General features: G+C 70.4%; 19 protein-coding genes. 5 read left to right on the top strand and 14 right to left on the bottom strand.

Features of this window, described 5'->3' with window-relative positions; all coding sequences use genetic code 11:
* Positions 1 to 6 precede the first annotated feature (6 nt).
* From GH747_RS04735 to GH747_RS04695, 9 genes are all read right to left on the bottom strand, one after another.
* Positions 7 to 960: an NAD(P)H-dependent flavin oxidoreductase gene (locus GH747_RS04735; protein WP_149768360.1), complete on the bottom strand. Its 954-nt coding sequence runs from the start codon at positions 958 to 960 to the stop codon at positions 7 to 9.
* On the bottom strand, positions 947 to 2,497 hold the full coding sequence (locus GH747_RS04730; protein WP_149768359.1) for a class I adenylate-forming enzyme family protein: 1,551 nt from the start codon (positions 2,495 to 2,497) through the stop codon (positions 947 to 949). Before GH747_RS04730 ends, GH747_RS04735 begins: the two co-directional genes overlap by 14 nt.
* On the bottom strand, positions 2,497 to 2,907 hold the full coding sequence (locus GH747_RS04725) for a nuclear transport factor 2 family protein (RefSeq protein ID WP_205602758.1): 411 nt from the start codon (positions 2,905 to 2,907) through the stop codon (positions 2,497 to 2,499). The genes GH747_RS04730 and GH747_RS04725 overlap by 1 nt, the downstream gene beginning before the upstream one ends.
* On the bottom strand, positions 2,904 to 4,640 hold the full coding sequence (locus GH747_RS04720) for a class I adenylate-forming enzyme family protein (RefSeq protein WP_149768358.1): 1,737 nt from the start codon (positions 4,638 to 4,640) through the stop codon (positions 2,904 to 2,906). The genes GH747_RS04725 and GH747_RS04720 overlap by 4 nt, the downstream gene beginning before the upstream one ends.
* Positions 4,641 to 4,740: 100 nt before the next feature.
* Positions 4,741 to 6,024, bottom strand: a complete 1,284-nt coding sequence (locus GH747_RS04715) for an ABC transporter substrate-binding protein (RefSeq protein WP_149768357.1) — start codon at positions 6,022 to 6,024, stop codon at positions 4,741 to 4,743.
* 65 nt (positions 6,025 to 6,089) lie between these two features.
* Positions 6,090 to 7,229, bottom strand: coding sequence for a branched-chain amino acid ABC transporter permease (locus GH747_RS04710; RefSeq protein WP_149768356.1), 1,140 nt, complete (start codon positions 7,227 to 7,229; stop codon positions 6,090 to 6,092).
* Complete coding sequence (locus tag GH747_RS04705) at positions 7,226 to 8,122, bottom strand: branched-chain amino acid ABC transporter permease (protein WP_149768355.1); 897 nt, start codon at positions 8,120 to 8,122, stop codon at positions 7,226 to 7,228. Before GH747_RS04705 ends, GH747_RS04710 begins: the two co-directional genes overlap by 4 nt.
* A gap of 9 nt (positions 8,123 to 8,131) precedes the next feature.
* Entirely contained in the window at positions 8,132 to 8,839 is a 708-nt protein-coding gene (locus GH747_RS04700; RefSeq protein WP_149768354.1) for an ABC transporter ATP-binding protein, read from the bottom strand.
* Entirely contained in the window at positions 8,836 to 9,651 is an 816-nt protein-coding gene (locus GH747_RS04695) for an ABC transporter ATP-binding protein (RefSeq protein WP_228552771.1), read from the bottom strand. The genes GH747_RS04700 and GH747_RS04695 overlap by 4 nt, the downstream gene beginning before the upstream one ends.
* 244 nt (positions 9,652 to 9,895) lie before the next feature.
* Here GH747_RS04695 and GH747_RS04690 point away from each other — a divergent pair, with 244 nt between their 5' ends.
* The 3 genes from GH747_RS04690 to GH747_RS04680 are packed head-to-tail and all read left to right on the top strand — an operon-like array spanning position 9,896 to position 13,331.
* A complete protein-coding gene (locus GH747_RS04690) occupies positions 9,896 to 10,666 on the top strand; it encodes an SDR family oxidoreductase (RefSeq protein WP_149768353.1) in 771 nt (256 codons plus the stop codon).
* Entirely contained in the window at positions 10,663 to 11,718 is a 1,056-nt protein-coding gene (locus GH747_RS04685) for an NAD(P)H-dependent amine dehydrogenase family protein (RefSeq protein ID WP_149768352.1), read from the top strand. Before GH747_RS04690 ends, GH747_RS04685 begins: the two co-directional genes overlap by 4 nt.
* Entirely contained in the window at positions 11,718 to 13,331 is a 1,614-nt protein-coding gene (locus tag GH747_RS04680; RefSeq protein ID WP_149768351.1) for a long-chain-fatty-acid--CoA ligase, read from the top strand. The genes GH747_RS04685 and GH747_RS04680 overlap by 1 nt, the downstream gene beginning before the upstream one ends.
* Positions 13,332 to 13,558: 227 nt before the next feature.
* On the opposite strand, the gene GH747_RS04675 is transcribed toward GH747_RS04680, so the two are convergent.
* Genes GH747_RS04675 through GH747_RS04655 form a run of 5 tightly spaced genes read right to left on the bottom strand, consistent with a single transcriptional unit; the run spans position 13,559 to position 19,644 of the window.
* On the bottom strand, positions 13,559 to 14,287 hold the full coding sequence (locus tag GH747_RS04675) for a VOC family protein (protein WP_149768350.1): 729 nt from the start codon (positions 14,285 to 14,287) through the stop codon (positions 13,559 to 13,561).
* Entirely contained in the window at positions 14,284 to 15,843 is a 1,560-nt protein-coding gene (locus tag GH747_RS04670) for a long-chain-fatty-acid--CoA ligase (protein WP_149768349.1), read from the bottom strand. Before GH747_RS04670 ends, GH747_RS04675 begins: the two co-directional genes overlap by 4 nt.
* A gap of 34 nt (positions 15,844 to 15,877) precedes the next feature.
* Entirely contained in the window at positions 15,878 to 16,825 is a 948-nt protein-coding gene (locus tag GH747_RS04665) for a winged helix-turn-helix transcriptional regulator (RefSeq protein WP_149768348.1), read from the bottom strand.
* Positions 16,826 to 16,849: 24 nt separating this feature from the next.
* A complete protein-coding gene (locus GH747_RS04660) occupies positions 16,850 to 18,367 on the bottom strand; it encodes a carotenoid oxygenase family protein (protein ID WP_149768347.1) in 1,518 nt (505 codons plus the stop codon).
* Between the two features lie 50 nt (positions 18,368 to 18,417).
* On the bottom strand, positions 18,418 to 19,644 hold the full coding sequence (locus GH747_RS04655) for an acetyl-CoA acetyltransferase (RefSeq protein WP_205602757.1): 1,227 nt from the start codon (positions 19,642 to 19,644) through the stop codon (positions 18,418 to 18,420).
* 166 nt (positions 19,645 to 19,810) lie between these two features.
* Here GH747_RS04655 and GH747_RS04650 point away from each other — a divergent pair, with 166 nt between their 5' ends.
* Positions 19,811 to 21,025 carry an acetyl-CoA C-acyltransferase gene (locus tag GH747_RS04650; RefSeq protein WP_149768345.1) on the top strand — a complete coding sequence of 405 codons (1,215 nt, stop codon included), beginning with the start codon at positions 19,811 to 19,813 and terminating at the stop codon, positions 21,023 to 21,025.
* A gap of 8 nt (positions 21,026 to 21,033) precedes the next feature.
* Positions 21,034 to 21,927 carry an SDR family NAD(P)-dependent oxidoreductase gene (locus GH747_RS04645; protein WP_149768344.1) on the top strand — a complete coding sequence of 298 codons (894 nt, stop codon included), beginning with the start codon at positions 21,034 to 21,036 and terminating at the stop codon, positions 21,925 to 21,927.
* Position 21,928 lies beyond the last annotated feature (1 nt).

Raw genomic sequence — 21,928 nt, 5'->3', positions numbered from 1 at the left:
GGCAGGTCAGCGGCGGCGTGCGGCGACGCGATCGAGCGCAACCACGTACTCCGCCTCCAACCGGTCCACGACCTCCGCGACCGGCTCCACGGCACTGATCGTCTCCAGACCCTGACCCGCCGCCCAGATGTCCTTCCAGCGTCCGGCCGGAGACGCGGCAGCGTCGTAGCTGCGCTCCCCGTCGAACGCCATCGCATCCGGGTCGAACCCGTTGGCGACCAGGCTCGGGCGCAGCCAGGAGGCCGGGGTGCCCGTGACGCCGGCGCTCACGACGAGGTCGTCCACGCCGTGCTCGACCACCATCTCCTTGTAGGGATCGACTGCCATGCTCTCGGTCGTCGCCAGGAAGCGCGTCCCGATCGACACCAGGTCTGCCCCGGCAGCGACGGCTCCGGCGACACCGGCACCGTCGCTGATCCCGCCGCCCACGACGACGAGCCCGTCGAAGAACGCGCGCACGGCAGACACGAACGCGAACGGCGAGAGGTGACCGGTGTGCCCTCCCGCGCCCGCCGACACGAGGCCCAGTCCGTCAGCGCCCATCGCCACGGCCTTGCGCGCGAGGCGGAGACTCACCACGTCCGCGACGACGACACCGCCGTACTCGTGGACGACGTCGAGCGCCGGCGCCGGGGAGCCGAGCGCAGTGACGACGACCGGCGGCTCGTACTCCTTGACCAGCCGGAGATCGTCGTCGAGTCGCGTGTTGGTGCGGTGCGTGACCAGGTTCAGGGCCCACGGGGTCTCGACGCCGCGCAGACCGTCGGTGATCGTCCCCATCCACGCGTCGAGCTCCGCGGTGGTGCGGCAGTTCGGCGACGGGAACGACCCCATCACGCCGGCTCGTGACGACGCGACCACCAGGTCGGGGCCGGACACCAGGAACATCGGTGCCGCCAGCACCGGCATCCGGAGCCGGTCCAGGATCGCGTCGATCCGCGTCCGGTCAGTCGTGGGCATTCTCGAACCTCCTACGGAGCTCGTCCTTGCGGACCTTCAGGCTGGCGTTGCGCGGCAGCGCCTCGACCACGTGGATCGCGGTCGGCTTCTTGTAGCCGGCGAGCCGTTCACGGACGTACGCCGTCACGCCGGGGACGTCGATCTCGGCACCGGCCTGCGCGACGACCGCGGCCGTGACCGTCTCGCCCCAGCGCGGGTGCGCGACACCGAAGACCGCCGCGTCAGCGACACCCTCGGCCTGGACGAGCACGCGCTCGACCTCGGCGGGATAGACGTTCATCCCCCCGGTGACGATCATGTCCTTCGCGCGGCCACGCACGTACAGGTGCCCGGCAGCGTCGAGAGACCCGAGGTCACCCGTACGGAGCCATCCGTCACGGAGGGCCTCGGCGGTGAGATCGGGCTGGTCAAGGTAGCCCGAGAAGAGCGTCTCGCTCGCCACCTCGATCTCCCCGACCTCACCGGCCGCAAGCACGCCTGAGTCGCCGGTGATCCGGATCTCGGCGATCGTCGCCGGCCGGCCCGCCGAGGCGTACGCGTCCTCGGCGCCGCTACCGGGACGCCAGTCGTCCGGCACGGTCGCCGTCACCGGCGCGCCCGTCTCGGTCATCCCGTACGTCTCGACGTACCGGTGGCCGATCGCGTCGACGAGGTCCTCGACGGCCTCGCGCGGCGCGAGAGAGCCGGAGTGCAGGACGGTGTCGAGATGCTCGAGCACGACCGGGCGCTCGCGCACGCGGTCGGCGAACGCCCCCATGAGGGGGGTGGGGGCGTACGTGAAGCTGGTCCGCTCGGCGAGCATCCGGTCGACCCACGCATCGGGGTCGAGCCCCGCCATGAAGGAGACCTCGCCACCGACGTACAGGTGCGGGAGCACCACTCCCCAGATCCCCGCGGCGAACGCGAGCGTCCCGGTGAAGCCGCAACGGCTGCCCCAGCGGATGCCGTCGTGCACGGGCATGTGGCGCACGATCCGGTCGAGGTTCGCGTGCGTGTGCACGACTCCCTTCGGACGCCCGGTGGTCCCGCTGGTGAACCCGACGATGCCGGGCTGCTCGGGGTCGATCCGCACCACCGGCAACGCGTACGACGTCGCGCCGGCGGTCGCCTCGTCGTACGCGAGCGTGGTGGCGGACGTGCGCGCGCCGATCGAGACGACGTCGGCTCCGGTGCCGCGGAGCAGGTCCTCGAGACGAGGACCGTGGCCGTCGGTGTGGACGACGGCCCGGACGCCCGCCAGCGCGAGGACCTCCTCGATCTCCGCGACCTGCAGCCGATCGTTGACCTGGACGGCGGTCGCGCCCGCGAGGCCGACCCCGAGGTACGCCTCGACGGCGTCGGCACGGTCCTCGACGACCAGCGCGACCCGGTCCCCCGGACCGATCCCGCGTGCGCCCAGGGCGTGCGCGAAGGCGATCGCACGGCGACGGGACTCCGCATGGGTCCTGACCGTGCCGTGGCCGCGGAACGCGACCGCGTCCGGCGCGGCGCGCCCCATCGCCGCGACGACCGTACGAGCCCAGGTCGGCGACGTCATCAGTGCCCGAAGTCCTCGGCGATCCCCATGCCGGCGAGCAGCGTGGGACGGTCGTAGTACTCGAGCCACTCGGTGACGCGGCCACCGGCCATGCGCATGATCCCGACGACCGGGACCTCGCCGTGGTGGCCGTCGAACCAGAAGTCGTCGACGCGCTCCACGAACACCCGTCCGTCGATGACGCCGAGCGCCTTGATGCGCAGCGTGATGCTCTCAGCCTTGGACCCCAGGATCGCCAGCCGCTCGCGGATCGCGTCGTGCCCGACGACCGGCTCCTGCATGACGCTGTGCAGCACGCCGTCCTCGGCGAACAGCGCCAGGACGAGATCCCAGTCGAGCGTGTCCCACGCGTCGAACATCCGGCGTGCCAGGTCCAGCTTGTCCGCGTCGTCCATCGTGCCTGTGGTCATGCGTTCGCTCCTGTCGAGTCTGCAGGCTGCCGCAGCGCCCGCTTCAAGATCTTGCCGACGGGGTTGCGCGGCAGGTCGTCGCGCACCTCGAGCCGCTCGGGGAGCTTGAACGACGCGATCTTCTGGTCCTTGAGGTAGGCGACGAGCTCTTCGAGCGTCAGCGACGTGCCGGGCTTGAGCGTCACCACGGCGGCGACGCGCTCGCCGAGCACCTCGTCGGGGTCGCCGATCACCGCGACGTCGGCGATCGCCGGGTGCGCGCCGATGAGGCCCTCGAGCTCGGCCGGGGCGATGTTCATCCCGCCACGGATCACGAGGTCCTTCGCCCGGTCCAGGTAGTGCAGGTACTGACCCTGGTCACCGGCGATCTCGAACAGGTCGCCGGTCTTCAGGTAGCCCTCGTCGTCGAACGGCGAGGGGCGGCGGTCACCGTGAAGGTAGCCGGCGAACACCGTCGGGCCGATGATGTGCAGCTCGCCACTGCGGCCGGGCTCCGTGATCTCCTCACCGGTGAGCACGTCGACGAGCTTGACGTGCATCCACTCCGACACCCGCGACGACCAGGTGACGCCGGGCGCGCCGTACCGGGGGAAGTACTGAGCTCGCTCGTCGGCATCCGGGAAGTCCTCGAAGCTGGACAGCAGGCCGATGCCCTCGTTGGACCCGAAGAAGTTGATCACCGGGATGCCGCGTTCCTGCCAGCCGCGGACCATCGCCGGCTGCAGCGGCACCGAGCCCGAGCCGATGCGGGTGAGGCTCGACAGGTCGACGCTCGCGAGGAGCGCCTCGTTGTGCAGCAGCATCCACAGCAGGGCCGGCGGCGCCACGGTGTAGGTCACGCGCTCCGCGGCGATCTGTGCGAGGAAGGTCGGCAGGTCGAAGGGGTGGTGCTGGACGAGCACCCCGCCCGTACGCAGCCACGGGAGGTACATCCCGTTGATCCCGGCCATGTTCACCATCGGGAACGGGTTGAGGAGGACGTCGTCCACCGTGACGCGCGGAGCGTCGACGGTGGCCCACGAGATCGCCAGCCAGTCGTAGTGCGTGCGCGGCACACCCTTCGGCTCGCTCTCGGTGCCCGAGGTCCAGCAGATCGTCAGGCAGTCGTTGGGGTCGTTCGGGTCCTCGGCACGGTACGCCGCGACCCGGCGCACGTCGTCCGCGTCCGCGGCCGTCGGCACGACCTGGACGATCTCGGAGGCGGCTTCCTCGGTCGCCTCACCCGGCAACCCGAACCCGACGACGGCCCGCAGCGACGGGATCCGGTCACGGACGGCGACGGCGTCGTCGGCCGGCCGGCGGTCACCGAACGCGTACGTGGTGATGAAGGCGGCGAACTCCGCCTGGTTGGCCATCCCGACGACCTCGCGCTCGCGGTACTGCATCGGCAGCGGCGAGACGACCACACCGAGCGTCCACGCAGCGAGGTACACCTCGACGAGCTCGATCGTGTTGGGGAGCTGGACGCCGAGCACGTCTCCTCGCTCGAGGCCGAGGTCGAGCAGTCGCGCGGCCAGGAAGGTGACCTCCTGGTCGAGCTCGTCCCAGCTGAGCCGTCGCGGCTCGGTGCCGAGCAGCGCGACCCGGTTGGCGGGGTCGACGACCGCGAGCGCGTCGCCACGCGCGGCCACCTGGTCCCGGAAGACCTGGTCGGCGGTCTCGTCCGACCACCAGCCCTTGCTCGTGTAGTCCTCGACCCGTGCACGCGGGTGGAGTCCACGTCCGTCCGTCATACTCCCGCCTTCCTGGCTTCGTCTCGTTGGTGGCCCGGTCGGGGCCGGGCACGCCGTCGCGCGTCCCGGGGTCCATGGCCCCGGGACGCGCGACGGTGGATCACTCGTAGCTCGACGAGATGTCGATGACCTCACCCGCGGGGGTGAAGGTCGTTCCCGCGGCGTCCCACGTGTACGGCTTGAACGCGAGGATCCCGTACGACTGGGTCGGGCTCATCATGAACTTGATCCCGTCGATGAACATCGGGGGCTGGTAGTCCTGCGTGCGAGCGGCCTCCATGATCGAGAGGCGCGAGAGACCGTCCTCCGACGCAGCGGCACGGGTGAAGTTGTCGACCATCAGGTCGGCGATCGCCCAGCCGTTGACCGTGTAGCTGTTCGTCGGCGAGTCGGCGCCGTTGGCCTCGGTCTGCTCGAGGTACTCCTGGACGGCCTGGTCGTCCTTGAACTCGTCGTTGGCCGGGTCCTTCAGCCAGCGCAGGATCTGCTGGCCGTCGGCGGCGTCACCGGCGGGCTCGTAGAGCGTCGCGCCGTCGGCGCAGTTCGAGGGCTGGATCACGGTCTCGGGCTTCCAGCCGACCCGCGCGATGGCCTGCGTGAGCGCGAGGCAGTCGGTGGTCACGCCGGCGTCGACGAGCACCTGTGCTCCGCTGGCCTTCAGCGTCGAGGCGGCCGTCTTCGGATCCGTCAGCGGCTCCTCGGCGACGATCTTGAGGTTGGTGCCCTCGGCGGCCTTCTTGAAGCCGTCGGCGATGCCCTGACCGGACTCGGTCTGGTTCACGGCCAGCGCCACGTCGGCGCCGTCCGGGTACTGCTTCTTCAGACCCTCGACGACGACGGCCATCTCGACGTCGGCCGACGGGAGGTACTCGGTCGTCCACGGGAAGTTCTCGATGTCGCGGTACGCCGGGACGCTCGCCTGGGCGAAGAGGAGCGGGACGCAGGCGTCGTTCTGGTCGTCGGCGATCGCGTCGACCTGGCCGGAGCCGAAGGTGTCGAGCACGTCGACCTTGTCCTTCTGGATCAGCTCGCCGACGTTCGCCTTGGCGCGCTCAGGGTTGAACGCGTCGTCCTTGACGATGACCTCGAGCTTGACGCCGTCGATGCCGCCGGCCTCGTTCGCGACTGCGAAGCGTGCCTCCATGCCCTCGATGACGTTGCCGACGGCGTCGGCGAGCGGGCCGGAGGTCGCGGCCGTCCAGCCGACCTTGAGCGTGTCGGTGATCTCGGCGGTGGCCGCGTCAGGATCGGCACAGTCGTCGGCGGTGATCACGCCGGACGCCGAGGCGTCGCTGTCGTCGGACGCCCCGGAGTTCGAGCCGCACGCGGTGAGTACGAGCGTGGTGGCCGACACGGCGGCCGCCACACGGAGGAGTCGCTTCATGGTGTTCCTTCGTCGGTGAAGAGGTGGAGAGATTGGTCGTGCTGTGCCCGGGGTGGCCGGGTGGTTCATTGCTCGGCGCGCGCTGGTTCAGGAGGTCCTTCCCGGTCGGCGCGGCCGAGGCGTGGATGGTCCGCAGGGACGATGTGGACGACCTTGCGGGCGAGGATCCCGACGCGACCGACGATTCCCTCGGGCATGAGGAAGACGATCACGATGAGGACGATGCCGAAGACGACCCCGGCGAGCGGCCCCTCGGTGTAGGAGGCGGTGAGGTACGGGAGGAAGACCACCGCGAAGGCCCCGACGAGCGGGCCGATCTGGGTGGCGACACCGCCGAGGACGAGACCGGTGATGAACTCGATCGACTTCAGCAGGGTGAACGAGCCGTCGGGCGAGAGCGCACCCATGTACATCGTGAACAGCGAGCCCGCGAGGCCGGTGATGGCACCGGAGATCCCGAACGCGACGATCTTGGTGCGCGCGACGCTGATGCCGTTGGCCGCCGCGGCGATCTCGTTGTCGCGGGTGGCCCGCATCGCGATGCCGAACCGGCTCCGTACGAGGTTGCGGCACAGCAGCATCACGACTGCGAGGACCGCTGCGGAGAACCAGAACATCCAGATGCCCCGCTCGGCCCGGACGAGCCCCGTCCACTCGGGCGGCGCCAGGAACCGGGATCGTACGACCATGCCCGCAGCGCCGCCGGTGAGCTCCTCGGCGCGGCGCACGATCTCCGGGAAGGAGACCGCGACGGCGAGCGTGACCAGGGCCAGGTAGAGCCCATGGATCCGCAGCGACGGAAGTCCGACGAGGAGGCCCAGCACGAAGCAGAGCCCGATCGCGACCGGGATGGTGCTCAAGGGCGCGAACTCGTACTTCACGATCAGGATGCCGGTCGTGTAGGCGCCGAGCCCGAAGAACGCCGAGTGCCCGATCGAGAGCAGACCGGTGTAGCCGGTCACGAGGTTCAGCCCCGCGATCGCGATGGCGATGATGAAGACGTTGGTGATCTGGCCCATCCGGAAGGCCGGCAGACCGGACGCCCAGAGCAGCAGCAGGGCGACCAGCAGCACGGCACCGAGCTGCAGTCCGCGATAGGGCAGGGTCCCCTGGACCACGAGGAAGCGGGGGCCCTTGGGCTTGCCTCCGGGACGCGCCCCGGGCTTCGCCGTCGATGGTGCGGCGGTGTCGTCGATGGTCGTCATACCCTCACCAATCGCTTGGTTCCGAAGAGGCCGTTGGGTCGCAGGAAGAGGATCGCGACGATGATGAACAGCGCAGAGGTCTGCTGGAGCGAGCCTCCGATGAAGGAGACGTAGCCGGTCAGCATCGCCTCGAGCACGCCGATGGTGATGCCGCCCACCACGGCGCCGGTCAGGCTGTCGAGCCCGCCGAACAGCGCCGCGGCAGAGGCGGCGATGAAGACGTGAAACATGCTGGTGAGTCCGAGCTGCTGCGGCGAGAGCGGTGTGACGAGCACACCCGCGAGGGCGCCGATCGCGCCGGACAGGCCCCATCCGATCGCGAGGATCCGGCTGGTCCGGACCCCGGCGAGCGTGGCCGACTCCGCGTTGTCCGCGACGGCCCGCATGTGGAGCCCGACGCGGGTGTAGCGGAAGAGCAGCGTCAGCACGATCATGAGCGCCACCAGGGCACCGACGACGCCGAGCGCGTCGAAGTAGAGCCGCGCGCCGCCGACCGAGACGAAGTCGTCGATCCCGTTCGGGAACGGGCTCGGCATGATCTTGGTCTCGCTGCCCCAGATCAACCCGGCTAACGAGTTCAACCCTGTGAACAAGCCTAGGGCGACGATGAGGACAGCCATGTCGTTGCGCCGCTGCACCGGCCGGATCAGCAGGCGCTCGATCAGAGCCCCGAGCACGAAGCCGGCGATGAGCGAGGCGATGATCGCGATCCACACGGGGATCGACTCCGTCGTCAGCCACCACGCGAAGAAGGTCGTGAACAGCGCGAGCTCGCCCTGGGCGAAGTTCAGGGTGCCGGTGCCGCGGAAGACCACGACGAGGGCGAGCGCGAGGAGCGCGTAGATCGACCCGTTGGTGAGGCCGGTGATGAGACGTTCGAGGAAGAGCTCCACGGTGGACTCCTAGTAACCGAGGTACGCGCTGCGTACCGCGTCGTCGGACCGGAACTCGGCCGGTGTGCCGGTGGCCGCGATGGTGCCGACGTCCAGCAGGTAGACCGTGTCGGCGAGATCCATCGCGAGCTCGGCGTTCTGCTCGACGATGAGCAGCGCCGTACCGTCCGCCTTGTTGATCTGCGAGAGGGTGTCGAACAGCTCCTGCACGACGATCGGAGCGAGACCGAGGCTCGGCTCGTCGCAGAGCAGGAGCCTCGGACGGCTCATCAGGGCGCGAGCCACGGCGAGCATCTGCTGCTCGCCGCCGGAGAGGGAGCCGGCGATCTGGTGCGAGCGGCGGCCGAGGACCGGGAAGACCTCGGTCCAGCGCTCGATGTCGGAGGCGACGCCGTCCTTGTCGTCGCGAAGCGCGGCACCGACGCGGAGGTTGTCCATCACGGTCAGCTGGCCGAGCGTGCCGCGGCCCTGCGGGACGAGGCTGATGCCGGCCCCGACGACCTGCTCGGGACGCTTGCCGAGCGGCTTGCCGTCGAGCTCGACGGTGCCGCGGCGGCCGATCAGTCCGGCGATCGCGCGCATCGTGGTGGTCTTGCCGGCTCCGTTCGCCCCGAGGACGACGACGACCTGTCCGGCGTCGACGTCCATCGAGATGCCGTGGAGGACGTCGGCCGAGCCGTATCCCGCGTGAAGGTCGCGGATGCTCAGGAGGCTCATGCCGCCCTCCCCAGGTAGGCGGCGATGACCGCCGGGTCGTGCTTGACCTGCTCGGGGCTTCCCTCGAAGATCTTGTTCCCGAAGTCGAGGGCGACGACGTGGTCGCTGATGCCGAGGACGAGGCCCATGTGGTGCTCGACCAGGAGCGCTGCGAAGCCGTAGTCGTCGCGCAGGGAGACGATCAGCTCGCCGAGGGCCTTGACCTCGCTGTGGGTCAGGCCGCCTGCAGGCTCGTCGAGGAGCAGGAGCTTCGGCTCGGCCATCAGGGCGCGGGCGAGCTCGACGCGCTTGAGCGTGCCGAACGGCAGGCCCGCCGCCGGGGCGTCGGCGAGCGCGACGAGGTCGAGCCGCTCGAGGAGCTCCCAGGCCTTGGCGCGCAGCTTCTTGGTGCGTGACCGGGAGGGCGGCCAGCCGACGAGCCCGCTGGTGGCACCGATGCGGGCCTGCGAGCTGCCACCGGACATCGTGTTGTCGAAGACCGACATGCCGCCGAAGAGGGCGAGGTTCTGGAACGTCCGTGCGATCCCGAGCTTGGGCAGGTGGTGCGCCGGCACGCGGAGCAGGTCCTCGCCCTGCCAGCGGATGTCGCCCGAGTTCGGCTGGTAGATGCGCGTGATGCAGTTGAACAGCGTGGTCTTGCCGGCGCCGTTGGGGCCGATCAGCCCGAGGATCTGCCCAGGCTGGACGTCGAAGCCGACGGCGTCGAGGGCCGTCACGCCGCCGAACCCGATCGTGACGTCGCGGAGCGTCAGCAACGCTCCGTCGGCGGCCACGGCAGCCCGACCGGACTGCTGGGGTGTTTCTGAGCTCACTCCGCTGGCCTTCCACTCGTGACACTTCAATTAACAGTGTGATAGAGATTACTACAGCAAACGGAGTGAGTCCGTCAACCGAAGTGCTGACCTCCTCCACCGAACGAAAGGACGCGTTCCCCGTGACAGACGTAGGTCTCACCGCTCCCCCCACCACTCAGGACAGGGCCGACGGATCGGTGCTCGGCAACCTGGTGGATCGTGGGCAGATGACGAAGCGCGCGAAGTACTCCGGAGCCTCCGCATGAGCGCCCTGCGCGGCGCCGCCGTCGAGGGCGCACGTGTGGTCGTGACCGGCGCCAACCGCGGCATCGGACTCGCCTTCGTCGAAGAGGCGCTCGCCCGTGGCGCGGCGAAGGTGTACGCCGGGGTGCGCGACGTCGACTCGGTGACCGACGAGCTGAAGGCGACCGGCGCCGAGATCGTCGCGCTGGAGGTGACCAGCGACGGAGACGTCGAGGCTGCTGCCAAGGCCTGCGCCGACGCGAACATCGTCATCAACAACGCCGGCCTCCACGCGGGGGACCGCCTGATCGAGGCCTCCGACCCCGACGCCGCCCGCGCCGAGATGGAGGTCAACTACTTCGGCCCGCTGCGTACGATCCGCGCGTTCGCCCCGGTGCTCGCGGCGAACGGCGGCGGCTCGTTCGTCAACGTCCTGTCGGTCGCCGCCATCGCCCCGACCGCGTTCATGGGCGGCTACTCCCCGTCGAAGGCCGCAGCGCTCTACCTCGGCGGCATCGCCCGCGCCGAGCTGGAGCAGTACGGCATCTCGGTGACCTCGCTGATCGTCGGGTCCGTCGACACCCGCATGGCCTCGCACGTCCAGGGAGCCAAGGAGGCGCCGCGCGACATCGCGGCCACGAGCCTCAAGGCGATGGAGCGCGGCGAGTGGGTCTGCGACACCGACCGGATGGCCGTCGAGTCGCGTGCACGTCTCGCGCGCGACCCGATCCGCTACGAGCGCGGACTCGGCAAGCTCCTGTTCGCCACCGAGCTCCGGACGAAGCCGTGAGCCGCCCGATCCGGGTCGCGCAGTGGGCGACCGGCGCGGTCGGCAAGACGATCCTGCGCGGCGTGCTGGACCGGGACGACCTCGAGCTCGTCGGGCTCTACGTGTACGGCGACAAGAAGGTGGGCCGCGATGCCGGTGACATCGCCCGCCGCGAGCCCACGGGTGTCCTCGCCACGCGCGACATCGACGAGATCATCGCCGCCGAGCCGGACGTGGTCATGCACGCTCCACGGCTCCAGGTGCCGTACGAGAAGCACGACGCCGACCTGCTGCGCCTGCTCGGAGCCGGGATCAACGTCATCACGACCGCGGGCCAGCACTTCCCACGCGCGCACGGGTCGGCTCGCGAGCAGATGTTCCTCGAGGCGTGCGAGAAGGGTGGCAGCACGCTCTTCGGCATCGGCGTCAGCCCCGGCATCATCGGCGAGCGGCTCACGCTCGCGCTGACGGGCGCCAGCATGACGCTCGACCGCATCACGATCGACGAGGTCCTCGACGCCCGCCGGATGCCCGACCCGGACTTCGCGTTCACGGTCATGGGCATGGGCTCCGACCCGGCGACCCTGGACCAGTCGGGCCCGCTCCCGACGCTGTACGCGTCGCTCTACCTGGAGACCATCGCGTTCATGTGCGAGCGCATGGGTGTCTCGTACGACGAGGTCGTCCCCGACCACCGGGTCGTCCCCGCCTCGCGGGACCTCGAGGTCGCCGCCGGTCACATCGCGGCCGGCACCGTGGGTTCGACGGAGTGGCGCTGGCACGCGATGCGGGACGGCAAGCCGTTCCTCACGCTCGCGATCATCTGGACGATGGAGCCGGACCGCGAGGAGTACGCCGGTCGTGACCACTGGGAGATCCACCTCTACGGCAAGCCCGAGATGGTGATGACGGTCAACCTCGTCGAGCCCGACGACCCGACCAGCCGCACCACGGCCGGCCAGTTCGTGACGGCTGGACCCGCGCTCCGGGCGATCCGTCCCGTCGTCGACGCACCGCCCGGCATCTTCGAGCCGCCGGTCTTCGCTCCGTTCCAGCTCGCCCAGGAGTCCTGATGCAGACCACCACCCCCACGCTCGTACCGACGCCGCCGGAGTACCGCGACCCCGAGTACGCGCTGCACCCCGACGGCACCCGCGTCGAGCGGCTGGAGGACATCACGCGCCGCCGTGCCGCCGTCACGCCCGACGCGGTCGCCGTCATCACGCCCGAGGCGACGACGACGTTCCGCGACCTCGACCTCGAGGCCAGCAAGGTGGCGCAGGCGCTGCTCGCCGCAGGTGTCACGCCGGGCGACCGGGTCGCGTACGTCGGTGAGAACGCGCCTTCGTTCCTCGCCGTGATGTACGGCGCCTCGAAGATGGGCGGGGTGCCGACCGCGCTCAACTTCCGGCTCGCCGGCCCTGAGGTCGCGTACATCCTCGGCAACGCCGAGCCCGCGGCCATCGTCCTGGGGCGCGGCATGGAGCACCTCGCTAACGTCGCGCGCGAAGCCGGGGTCGGGCTCGTCGTCACGATCGCCGGACACCCCGGCACCACGTCGTACGACGAGTGGCTGGCGGATGTGCCCGCGACCGACCCGGGCTACTCCCGCGGGCCCGACGAGAGCGCGCTGATGTTCTACACGTCGGGCACCACCGGGTACCCGAAGGGCATCGAGCTCACCGGGCCCAACATCGGCAAGGCGATCGCGGCGATGCACTACCTGCTCGAGCTGGACACGACGTCGGTCGCGCTCGCGCCGGTGCCGTTCTTCCACGTCTCCGGTCTGGGTCTCGCGCTGGTCGCCGGCGTGAACGGCGCGGCCCTGCTGCTGCGCAACCAGACGTCGCCCGCGGACCTGCTGAGCATCCTGCAGGAGTACCACGTCTCGCACGCGGTCGCGGTGCCGACGCTCATCCAGTTCATGGTCGCGCAGCCGGAGGCACGCACGGCCGACTGGAGCGCGCTGAAGTACCTCATCTACGGCTCGTCACCGATCCCGGAGCCCGTCCTGCGCGAGGCGACGGACGTGTTCGGCTGCAAGTTCCTGCAGTCGTACGGGTTGACCGAGTCGACCGGCGGCGTCACGATGCTCTCGCCGGAGGACCACCGCCCGACGCCGGAGACGGCGCACCGGCTGCGGTCGGTCGGACGGCCGATGCCGAACGTCCCGGTCCGGGTCGTCGACCCCACGACCGGCGCCGACCTCCCGCCCGGGGAGCGCGGCGAGGTGCTGATCGGCGGCGGCCACGTGATGAAGCGCTACTGGCGCAACCCCGAGGCCACCGCTGCCGCGATCACCGACGACGGCTGGCTGCGGACGGGCGACGGCGGCTCGTTCGACGAGGACGGCTACCTCTACCTGCACGACCGGCTGAAGGACATGATCGTGTCCGGCGGCGAGAATGTGTATCCCGCGGAGGTCGAGAGCACGCTCACCGGGCACCCCGCGATCGCACAGGTCGCCGTGATCGGCGTGCCGTCGGAGCGGTGGGGCGAGTCGGCGTACGCGGTCGTCGTCCCGGCCCCGGATGCCACCGTGACCGAGGCGGAGATCATCGCCTGGGCGCGCGAGCGGATGGCGCACTTCAAGTGCCCCGTCGGCGTCGCGTTCGTCGATGCGCTCCCGCTCAACGCGAGCGGCAAGCTGCTCAAGACGGCCCTGCGGTCGGAGTACGCCGGCTGACACGTCGCCACACCGACTGGCTCTCGGCCCACCCGAAGGGTTGTGAAGGTTCTTGCCCTTGGCGCCACCCGCCGTCCCTCTCTCGAACGAAGCCACGTCTGCTAGCACGAAGCGCGGGTTGGAGGCGTGGCTTCGTACCAGGAAACGTGGCTTCGTGGCCGTCGCAGCACGAAAGAACGGGCCCGAGCTCCCATGAGCTCGGGCCCGTTCCTCCGTCGGGCCGCCTGTCAGCCGGCCGCGAGCCGGAACTGCACCCCGGAGATCTCGACCTCGCCCGCGCGGTCGGCGTGGTCCGGCGTGAGGGCGACGTCGATCGCCGTCAGCATCGGGCGCTCGCCGCGGACGAAGCGTACGGTCCGGTGGCCGAGCGCGATCTGCGGGACACCGTCGGACTCGTCCACCGCGATGCCGAAGACCGCGCTCCACCGCGCTGCCTGCGCGGCCGGGTCTGCCGATGCGACGTCGACCGCGACCACGTCGTCGATCACCGGGTCGGCCGGCGGGGTCGTCTCGATGTCGTCCCAGAACCAGACGGCGGGGTCGGCGATCTCGTCGAGCTCGACGAGCAGCCCCATGTCCTTCGGGTGGAGCTGCACGATGCGGTGGCCGTAGACCTCCTGGTCAGCCACGGCGCGTACGCCCTCGGCCTCGGCCGCAGCGACGAGCGCCGCCACGTCGGGCACCTGGATCGACAGCGCGTAGCCGCCGCCACCGCCGCCCTTGGCGATCCACTGCGCGATCGACACGTCGTCACGGAGCGCACCCACGACCTCGAGGTGGGTCTGGGGCCCGACGCGGATCGTCTCGTCGGCCAGGCCGACGTCCTCGAGGATCGGGTCGGCGAATCCCTCCGAGAGCCCGAACGTCTCGCGCAGCTCCTTGCTGGTGGTCTCGATGTCCGCGGACCCGATCACCGTCTGGCGAAGGATCGCCCACCCCGACTGCTCGGTCGTCATCCGATGCTCCTCTCGTGCCCGGCCCACCAAGGGGCGCGGAGCTCGCGCTTGAGTACCTTCCCGGACGGGTTGCGCGGGAGGGCGTCGACCACCGTGACGGAGGTCGGACACTTGTAGTGCGCCAGGCGCTCGCGCGTGTGCGCGATCAGCTCGGCGCCGTCGATCTCCTGGCCCGGCTTCGCGACGACGACGGCGTGCGGCGTCTCGCCCCACTTCTCCGACGGCACGCCGATGACGGCGACCTCCTGGACTGCCGGGTGGGTCATGATCGCGTTCTCGACCTCGGCGGGATAGATGTTCTCGCCGCCGGACATCAGCAGGTCCTTGATGCGGTCCTTGAGGAAGACGTAGCCGTCCTCGTCGATGTAGCCCGCGTCCCCGGTGCGGAACCAGCCGCCCGGCCAGTACGAGGCCGCAGTGTCCTCGGGCCGCCGCCAGTAGGACTTCGTGACGCCCGGCCCGCGCGTGACGATCTCGCCGACGACGCCCGTCGGGCACTCCTCGCCGGTCTCGGGGTCGAACACCGCGACGTCGACGCCCGGCACCGCCCGACCGGCCGAGCGCAGCTTGGTGGCACCGACGACGTGGTCGCCAGCACCGAGGATGGTCGTGACGCCGATGGTCTCGGTGAGCCCGTAGCTCTGCGCGAGCTCGGCGCCGAAGACCTTCTTGGCGCCCACCATGACCGTCTCCGAGATCGGCGACCCGCCGTACACGACCCACTCGACGCTCGAGTAGTCCGCCTTCGACGCCTCCGGGCTCGTGATGAAGAGCTGCATGACCGTCGGGACCATGATCACGTGGGTCGCGCGGTGGCCGACCATGAGGCCGAGCATGTTCTGGGGCGTGACCTCGGTGAACTGCACGATGCGGCCGCCCGCGGCGAGCGCGATGAGCGACCATCCGCCCGCAGCGATGTGGTAGTACGGCGTGGGTACGAGGCTGACGGACGCGGGAGACACGTCGAACTGGGCGCCGAAGGCCTCGACCGCCCACAGGAAGCCGGCAACCGTCGTGGTCACACCCTTGGGGCGACCCGTGGTGCCCGACGAGTACATCAGCGAGAACAGCGCGTCGCCCGAGAGCTCACGGTGGGGATCGACCGCGGGGAGTGTGGCGAGCCATGCCTCGTACGACTCCCAGCCGGCGGGGACCTGCGGGTCACCGTCCTGCGAGAACACCAGACGCGGTCCGGAGAAGTCCCCGGGGACGAGGTGTGCGAGATGGTCCTCCACGAGGATCGCGGCAGGCTCGGCATCACTCAGGATCCACGCCACCTCGTCCGCGGACAGCCGGAAGTTGAGCGGCACGATGACCAGGCCCGCCTTGGCGGCGGCGAAGAAGAGCTCCCAGTACTCGGTCGCGTTGCGCGCGAGGTACGCCACGCGGTCGCCGACCTCGAGGCCGAGCGAGACGAGCCCGGAGCCGAGGGCGTCGGAACGGGTCGAGAGCTCGCCGTGCGTCACCGACCGGCCCTCTCCCACGATCGCCGGCGCGTCCGGGGTCCGTTTGGCCGTCGTACGGATGATGTCCGCGAGGGTGGCGTGCTCGGTCATGGTGTGCGACTCCTTCGTCGTGCGGCGCCCGGTGTCAGGGGGCGGGGATGATGCTGATCTCGTGACCGGTGAGCGGGGCCTGGCACTGGTCGCACGTGAAGGTGGCGACGAACTCCGCTCCGCAAGGCACGTGGCTGAGGACGAGGGCAGGACCCTCGGGCGCCTTGAACCAGTGGTCGGCCCACTGGAGCGAGGCGGCGACGACCGGGAAGAAGGCCCGGCCCTTCTCGGTCAGGTGGTACTCGGCCCAGTCGGGCCGCTTGGCGTTCTGCGTCGCCTCGAGGACACCGAGCGCGCAGAAGGCCTTGAGACGGTCGGCGACCAGGGTCGGAGGCGCACCGAGCGCGGACTCGAAGTCGCTGAACCGCGTGACACCGCGGAACGCGGCGCCCATCAGGGCGGAGGCCCAGCGGTTGCCGAAGATCGTCATCGTCTCCGGGAACAGCCCCGCCTGGGTGCGGCCCGAGTCGGACTCGGACCGGCGACGACGTGCACCCTCGGGGACCGACCGCTTCCAGCTGCCGCTCGGACCCCACTCGGCGCCGACCTCGCGGACCGACGCCGGCTTCCCGCACGCCCGGCACGACAGCACCGGCGCGAAGTCGTGCCCGCACAGGTCGTGGTGCATCACCGGGAGGTCGTCAGCGCGCTCGGCGACCCAGTGACGCTCCCACTCCCAGATCGACAGCATCACGGGCCACAGCGCGCGGCCCCGCGCCGTCACGAGGTACTCGGCACGCAGCGGGTTCGTCTGGTAGACGTTCCGCTCCAGCAGCAGCTCGTCCGTCAGCAGCTGCAGACGCGCCGTGAGGACCGAGTTGGAGATCGGCAGGTCGGCCCGGAACTGGGCGTACCGCGTGACCCCCGTGAGGGCGCGCTGCAGCACGAGCAGCGTCCACTCGTCGCCGAGCAGCCCGAGCATACGGCCGACGGCGTTCGTCGCGCCCGGCTCCAGGAGAGTCGGCGTCGTGGGGTCGTCCATAGTCACCTCGTGCGTTCGCTGCTGCTAGAGCCCGACCGCGCTCGCGGCCGAGTCCGCAGTCTGCCAGCGACGAAGCTCCTCGCCCGGTGCCCAGGTCGAGTGGGTGCCGCTGGAGATCCGCTCCGGGAGCTTCAGCTTGCACACCGGGCCGTCGCCGACGCGCGCCGCGTCGAACACGACGCAGTACGAGGCGTCGGTGTTCATGTCGGTGGTGAGGGTGACGAGGTAGCCGTCGTCCTCACCGGTGCTCCCGACGCGAGGCGCCATCGCGGTCTCGCTGCCGTACACGCCGTCACCGAAGGAGTAGCGCTCCTCGGTGCCGTCGAGCAGGTCGTGCTTCACGAGCCCGTCGAAGAGGAACCAGGACGGCTTGCCCGTCGCGGCGTACGCGTAGCGGTAGCTGCCGCCGTAGTAGTCGCCGTTCATCATCCCGAACTCGGTGATGCTGTCGCTGAGCTGCTCCTCCTTGACCAGGCCGGTCACGAGGTTGAGCCGCCAGCGGTGCAGGCGCGACTGCATCCGGTCGAGCGCGAGGAAGCGGAACGCGCGCTGCCACTTGTTGCCCATGCCGTTGTCGGCCGGCTCGGGGTCGCCCTGGAAGAAGCCGTCGAGGACGATCTCGTCGCCGTCCTCGTAGGCGTTGACGAAGTGGAGGACGTACGTCGCCTCCGCCTCGAACCACATGATGTCCTTGCTCTGGCCACGCCGCGGGATCACGGCGAAGCGCGACGGCATGTCCTGGTGGAACCGCGCGATGTGCGCGTCCTTCTTGAGCGCCTCCGGGTCCCAGAACAGCGGGAAGTCGTTGAGGATCGCGTAGTTCTCGGTGTACGCCATGTCGTGCGGCAGCCGCGGCCCGGGCAGCGGGATGTCGGTGTAGTGGACGAGGTCGTTGTTCTCGTCGACGACGCCGTAGTTCATGTACGGCGCTTCCTTGCTGTAGTTGAAGAACAGCATCTCGCCGGTCTTGGGGTCGACCTTCGGGTGGGCCGAGACGCCCCAGTCGAACGGGAAGTGGCCGTTCCAGCTCTCCTTGCCCAGCGTCTGCGCGCTGAACGGGTCGAGCCGGTAGAGGTCGCCGCACTGGTAGAAGCTCGTGAGCGCGGTGCCGCGGTGGACCACGACGTCGGTGCTGGACGCGTCCTTCATCCGGCGGCGTGCGCCCCAACCGTCCTCACGCTTGGCGATCGCCGGGCTCTCCGCGAGCCCGGCCCAGAGCGGGCCGCCGGCCGCGGCCTCGGCCTCGAGCCCGTCGGTGCGGATGAACCGGTTGCGGTAGAACGCGGTGCCGTCACGGAACCCGACGACGTGGATCATGCCGTCGCCGTCGAACGGGTGGTAGTTCTTCAGGGACGGGTGGAGCGGGTTCTCGGTGTTGCGCAGGTAGATCCCGTCGAGGTCACGCGGGATCTCACCCTCCACGACCTCGAGGTCGTCGGCCTTCCACTCGGTCGTCTGCGGACGCCACGGCCCGGTCCGGTAGGGGTGGTCGTCATCCTCCGGCAGAGTCGACAGCATCCGGCCGACGATCTCGATGTCCATGGTTCTCCTTCAACGTGGGGGTGCGTACGGCCCGTGGTGGCAGGTGGCGGTCAGTCCGGGACGGCGCCGACGACGAGGCTGACGGTGGTCGCGGTGCTTCCGCCGAAGTTGAGCGTGCCGAAGCGACGGGCGCCCTCGACCTGGTAGTCGCCGGCGGTGCCGCTGACCTGCTTGGCCGCGTCGAGCAGCATCCGGACGCCGCTCGCGCCGACGGGGTGGCCGCCGCCGATGAGGCCGCCGCTGGGGTTGATCGGGAGGACGCCGCCGGGTGCGATGTCGCCGTTCTCGATCGCCTTCCACGACTCACCCGGTCCGGTGAGGCCGATGTGGTCGATGGCGACGTACTCGCTCGGCGAGAAGCAGTCGTGGGTCTCGAGGCCGTCCAGGTCGTCGAGCGTGACCTTGGCGCGGTCGAACGCGTCGAGGACGGTCTGACGCAGGTGCGGCATCACGTACGGCTGGTCCGCCGAGATCTCGAGCTTGCGCTGCAGACCCAGGCCGACCGTACGGTGGCCCCATCCGTCGATGCGGGCGATCGGACGGGCCTCGGGGTGGTTGCGGAGGTAGGCGTCGTTGACGAGCACGACCCCGGCGCCGCCGTCGGTGATCTGGCTGCAGTCGAACCGACGTACGCGGCCCTCGATGACCGGGTTGACGTCGTCGTCGAGCCCGTTCGCCGCGAGGTCCGGGACGTCCCAGCCGCGGGTCTGCGCGAGGGGGTTGCGACGGGCGTTGTCGAAGTTGAGCTGGGAGATCGCGCGCAGGTGCGCGTCGTCGAGACCGTAGCGACGGTCGTACTCGTCGGCGACACGCGCGAACATGTACGGCCACATGAACGTGGCGTCCTCGCCCTCGTGCCCTGCCCAGGCGGCGGCACCGAGGTTGTGGGCGGCGGCGTCACCGGACACGGTCTTCTCGAGCTCGACGCCAACGACGAGTGCTGCGTCGTACGACCCCGCGCGAAGGTCGGCCATCGCGGCGAGGGCGGCGATGCTGCCGGAGGCGCACGCGGCCTCGTGGCGCGAGGCCGGAAGTCCCCAGAGGTCTTCACGGACGGTCGCCGGCATCGCCCCGAGCTGTCCCTGGTGGGCGAAGAGCTGCCCGAACGCGTTGCCGACGTGCACGACACCGATGGCAGAGCCGTCGATGGCGGCGGCGGCGAGCGTGCCGTCGACGACCTCGCGCGTCAGGTCGGCGAAATCGAGGCCTTCACGAGTGAGGTTTCGGGCAAAGTCGCTCTGGTAGCCACCGAGGACCCAGACGTCACTGTCGCTCATCTGTCGCTCCATCTCTTCAGTCTCCGGCGAGACGCGAGCCCGCGCCGGGTTGCCAACTGCTGCCTAACCGTACTACAACTAACAGAGTTACACCACCAGTTGAAGCGCGCTAGATCACATTGCCGACGTTGTCACCCCCCGTGACAACGCCCGAGAAGGAGCCCCTATGGCTGAGGCACTCGTCCTTGACTACGTCCGCACCCCACGGGGCAAGGCGTCCCCGAAGGGATCCCTGCACTCCCAGAGCCCGACCGACCTCGTGGTCCACCTCCAGAATGCGCTCGTCGAGCGGACCGGGATCGACCCTGCGGGTGTCGACGACGTGACCCTGGGCTGTGCGTCGCAGGTCGACGAGCAGGGTTCGAACATCGCGCGGACCGCCGCGCTCCTCGCCGGTTGGGGCGACGACGTCCCGGGTGCCACCATCAACCGCTTCTGCGCGTCCGGCGTCGACGCTGTCGGCCAGACCGCCGCACGCGTCCGCGCTGGCGACCTCTCGCTGGCCGTCGCCGGCGGCGTCGAGAGCGTCTCCCGCGTGCCGATGTTCGTCGACCGCGGCCCGCTGTGGAGCGACCCGGCCACCATCAAGCGCATCGGCTCCGTCCACATGGGAGTCGCCGCCGACCTGAACGCGACGATCGAAGGCTTCACCCGCGCCGAGCTCGATGCGTACGGGCTCGAGACGCAGACCAAGGCAGCAGCCGCCCAGGCCGCCGGCGCGTTCGCGGGCTCGTTGATCCCGATCCGCCCGACCGAGTCCAGCCCGGGTCTCGACCACGACGAGCTCGTACGACCGGGCACCACGCTCGAGGGCCTCGCCGAGCTTCCGCCCGCCTTCGCCGAGCTCGGCGCCCAGGGCCAGGACGCCATCGCCCTCGGCGCGTACCCGGTCGTCGACGCCATCGAGCACCTCCACACCGTCGGCACCTCCCCGGCGATGGCCGACGCCGCCGCGCTCCTCCTGATCGGTGACCACGCAGCAGCCGAGCGCACCGGTCTGCGGCCACGGGCGCGCGTGATCGGCGCCGCCTCCACCTCCGTCAACCCGGTGCTGATGCTCACCGCGGGGCAGACCGCCGTCGAGACCGTCATCGCCCGCGCCGGCCTGCGACCGTCCGACATCGACGTCTTCGAGTTCGCCGAGGCCTTCTCGGCGCTGTGCCTGCGTTTCCGCCGCGACCTCGACGCCGGCCCCGACCGGATGAACCCCAACGGAGGAACCATGGCCATGGGCCACGCGTTCGGCGCCACGGGCGCCATCCTCGTCGGCAGCTGCGTCGAGGAGCTCGAGCGCCGCGACGGCCGGTACGGCGTCGCCGCGGTCAGCGGCGCAGCAGGTCTCGGCGTCGCCGTCCTGGTCGAGCGGCTGGTCGACGCATGAGCGGCAGCGTGAGCGCCCGTCCGCTGGACGGCCAGGTCGCCATCGTCACCGGCGGCGGGAAGGGCCTCGGACGGGCCTTCGCCCTCGACCTCGCCGCGCGCGGTGCCGCGGTCGTCGTCAACAACCGCAACCGGGTCGTCGACGCAGACGGCCGGAGCGCCGCCGACTACGTGGTCGACGAGATCGAGGCCGCGGGCGGCACCGCGGTGGCCGACTACGGCGCCGTCGAAGAGCCCGAGACGGCGACACGCCTCGTCGAGACCGCCGTCTCGCGCTGGGGCCGCCTCGACATCTGCGTCACGAGCGCCGGGATCAGCAGTCCACAGATGTTCCACAGCACGACACCCGAGAACCTGGCCCAGGTGCTCGGCGTGAACGTCACCGGCACCGCGCTCGTCGCGGCCGCGGCACTCAAGGTCATGCGCGAGGCACGCTCCGGACGCATCCTGCTCGTCGCCTCGACCGCGGGGCTCCACGGCGAGCCGACGGTCTCCGCGTACGCCGCCAGCAAGGGCGCGGTCATCGCGCTCGGTCGTACGGTCGCCGTCGAGGGTGCACGTCGAGGCGTCCTGACGAACGTCCTCCTCCCGTACGCGACGACGCAGATGACCGAGGCAGGGATGGATCCCCGCTACGCCGAGGTGATGACGTCGGAGTCCGTCGCGCCGATCGCCTCCGCGTTGGTCGACCCCCGATCGACCCTCAACGGCCAGGTGGTCGTCGCGGGCGCTGCGGGCATCCGCGTCGCCGACTCCGTCGAGCACGGCACCGTACGGATCCCCGACGGGCCGCTCGACCCCGAGACGCTTGCCGCCCTCGTGGACGAGAGCCGCGCCGGCGAGCAGCACACGTATCCCGAAGCACAGGCAGCCTTCCAGGGCTTCGCCGCCGACCTGGTCTGAC

Origin of the sequence: Mumia xiangluensis, from assembly GCF_010994095.1 — a bacterium.
GTDB classification, from domain to species: Bacteria; Actinomycetota; Actinomycetes; order Propionibacteriales; family Nocardioidaceae; genus Mumia; species Mumia xiangluensis.
This window is presented reverse-complemented; position numbering and strand designations above follow the sequence as displayed.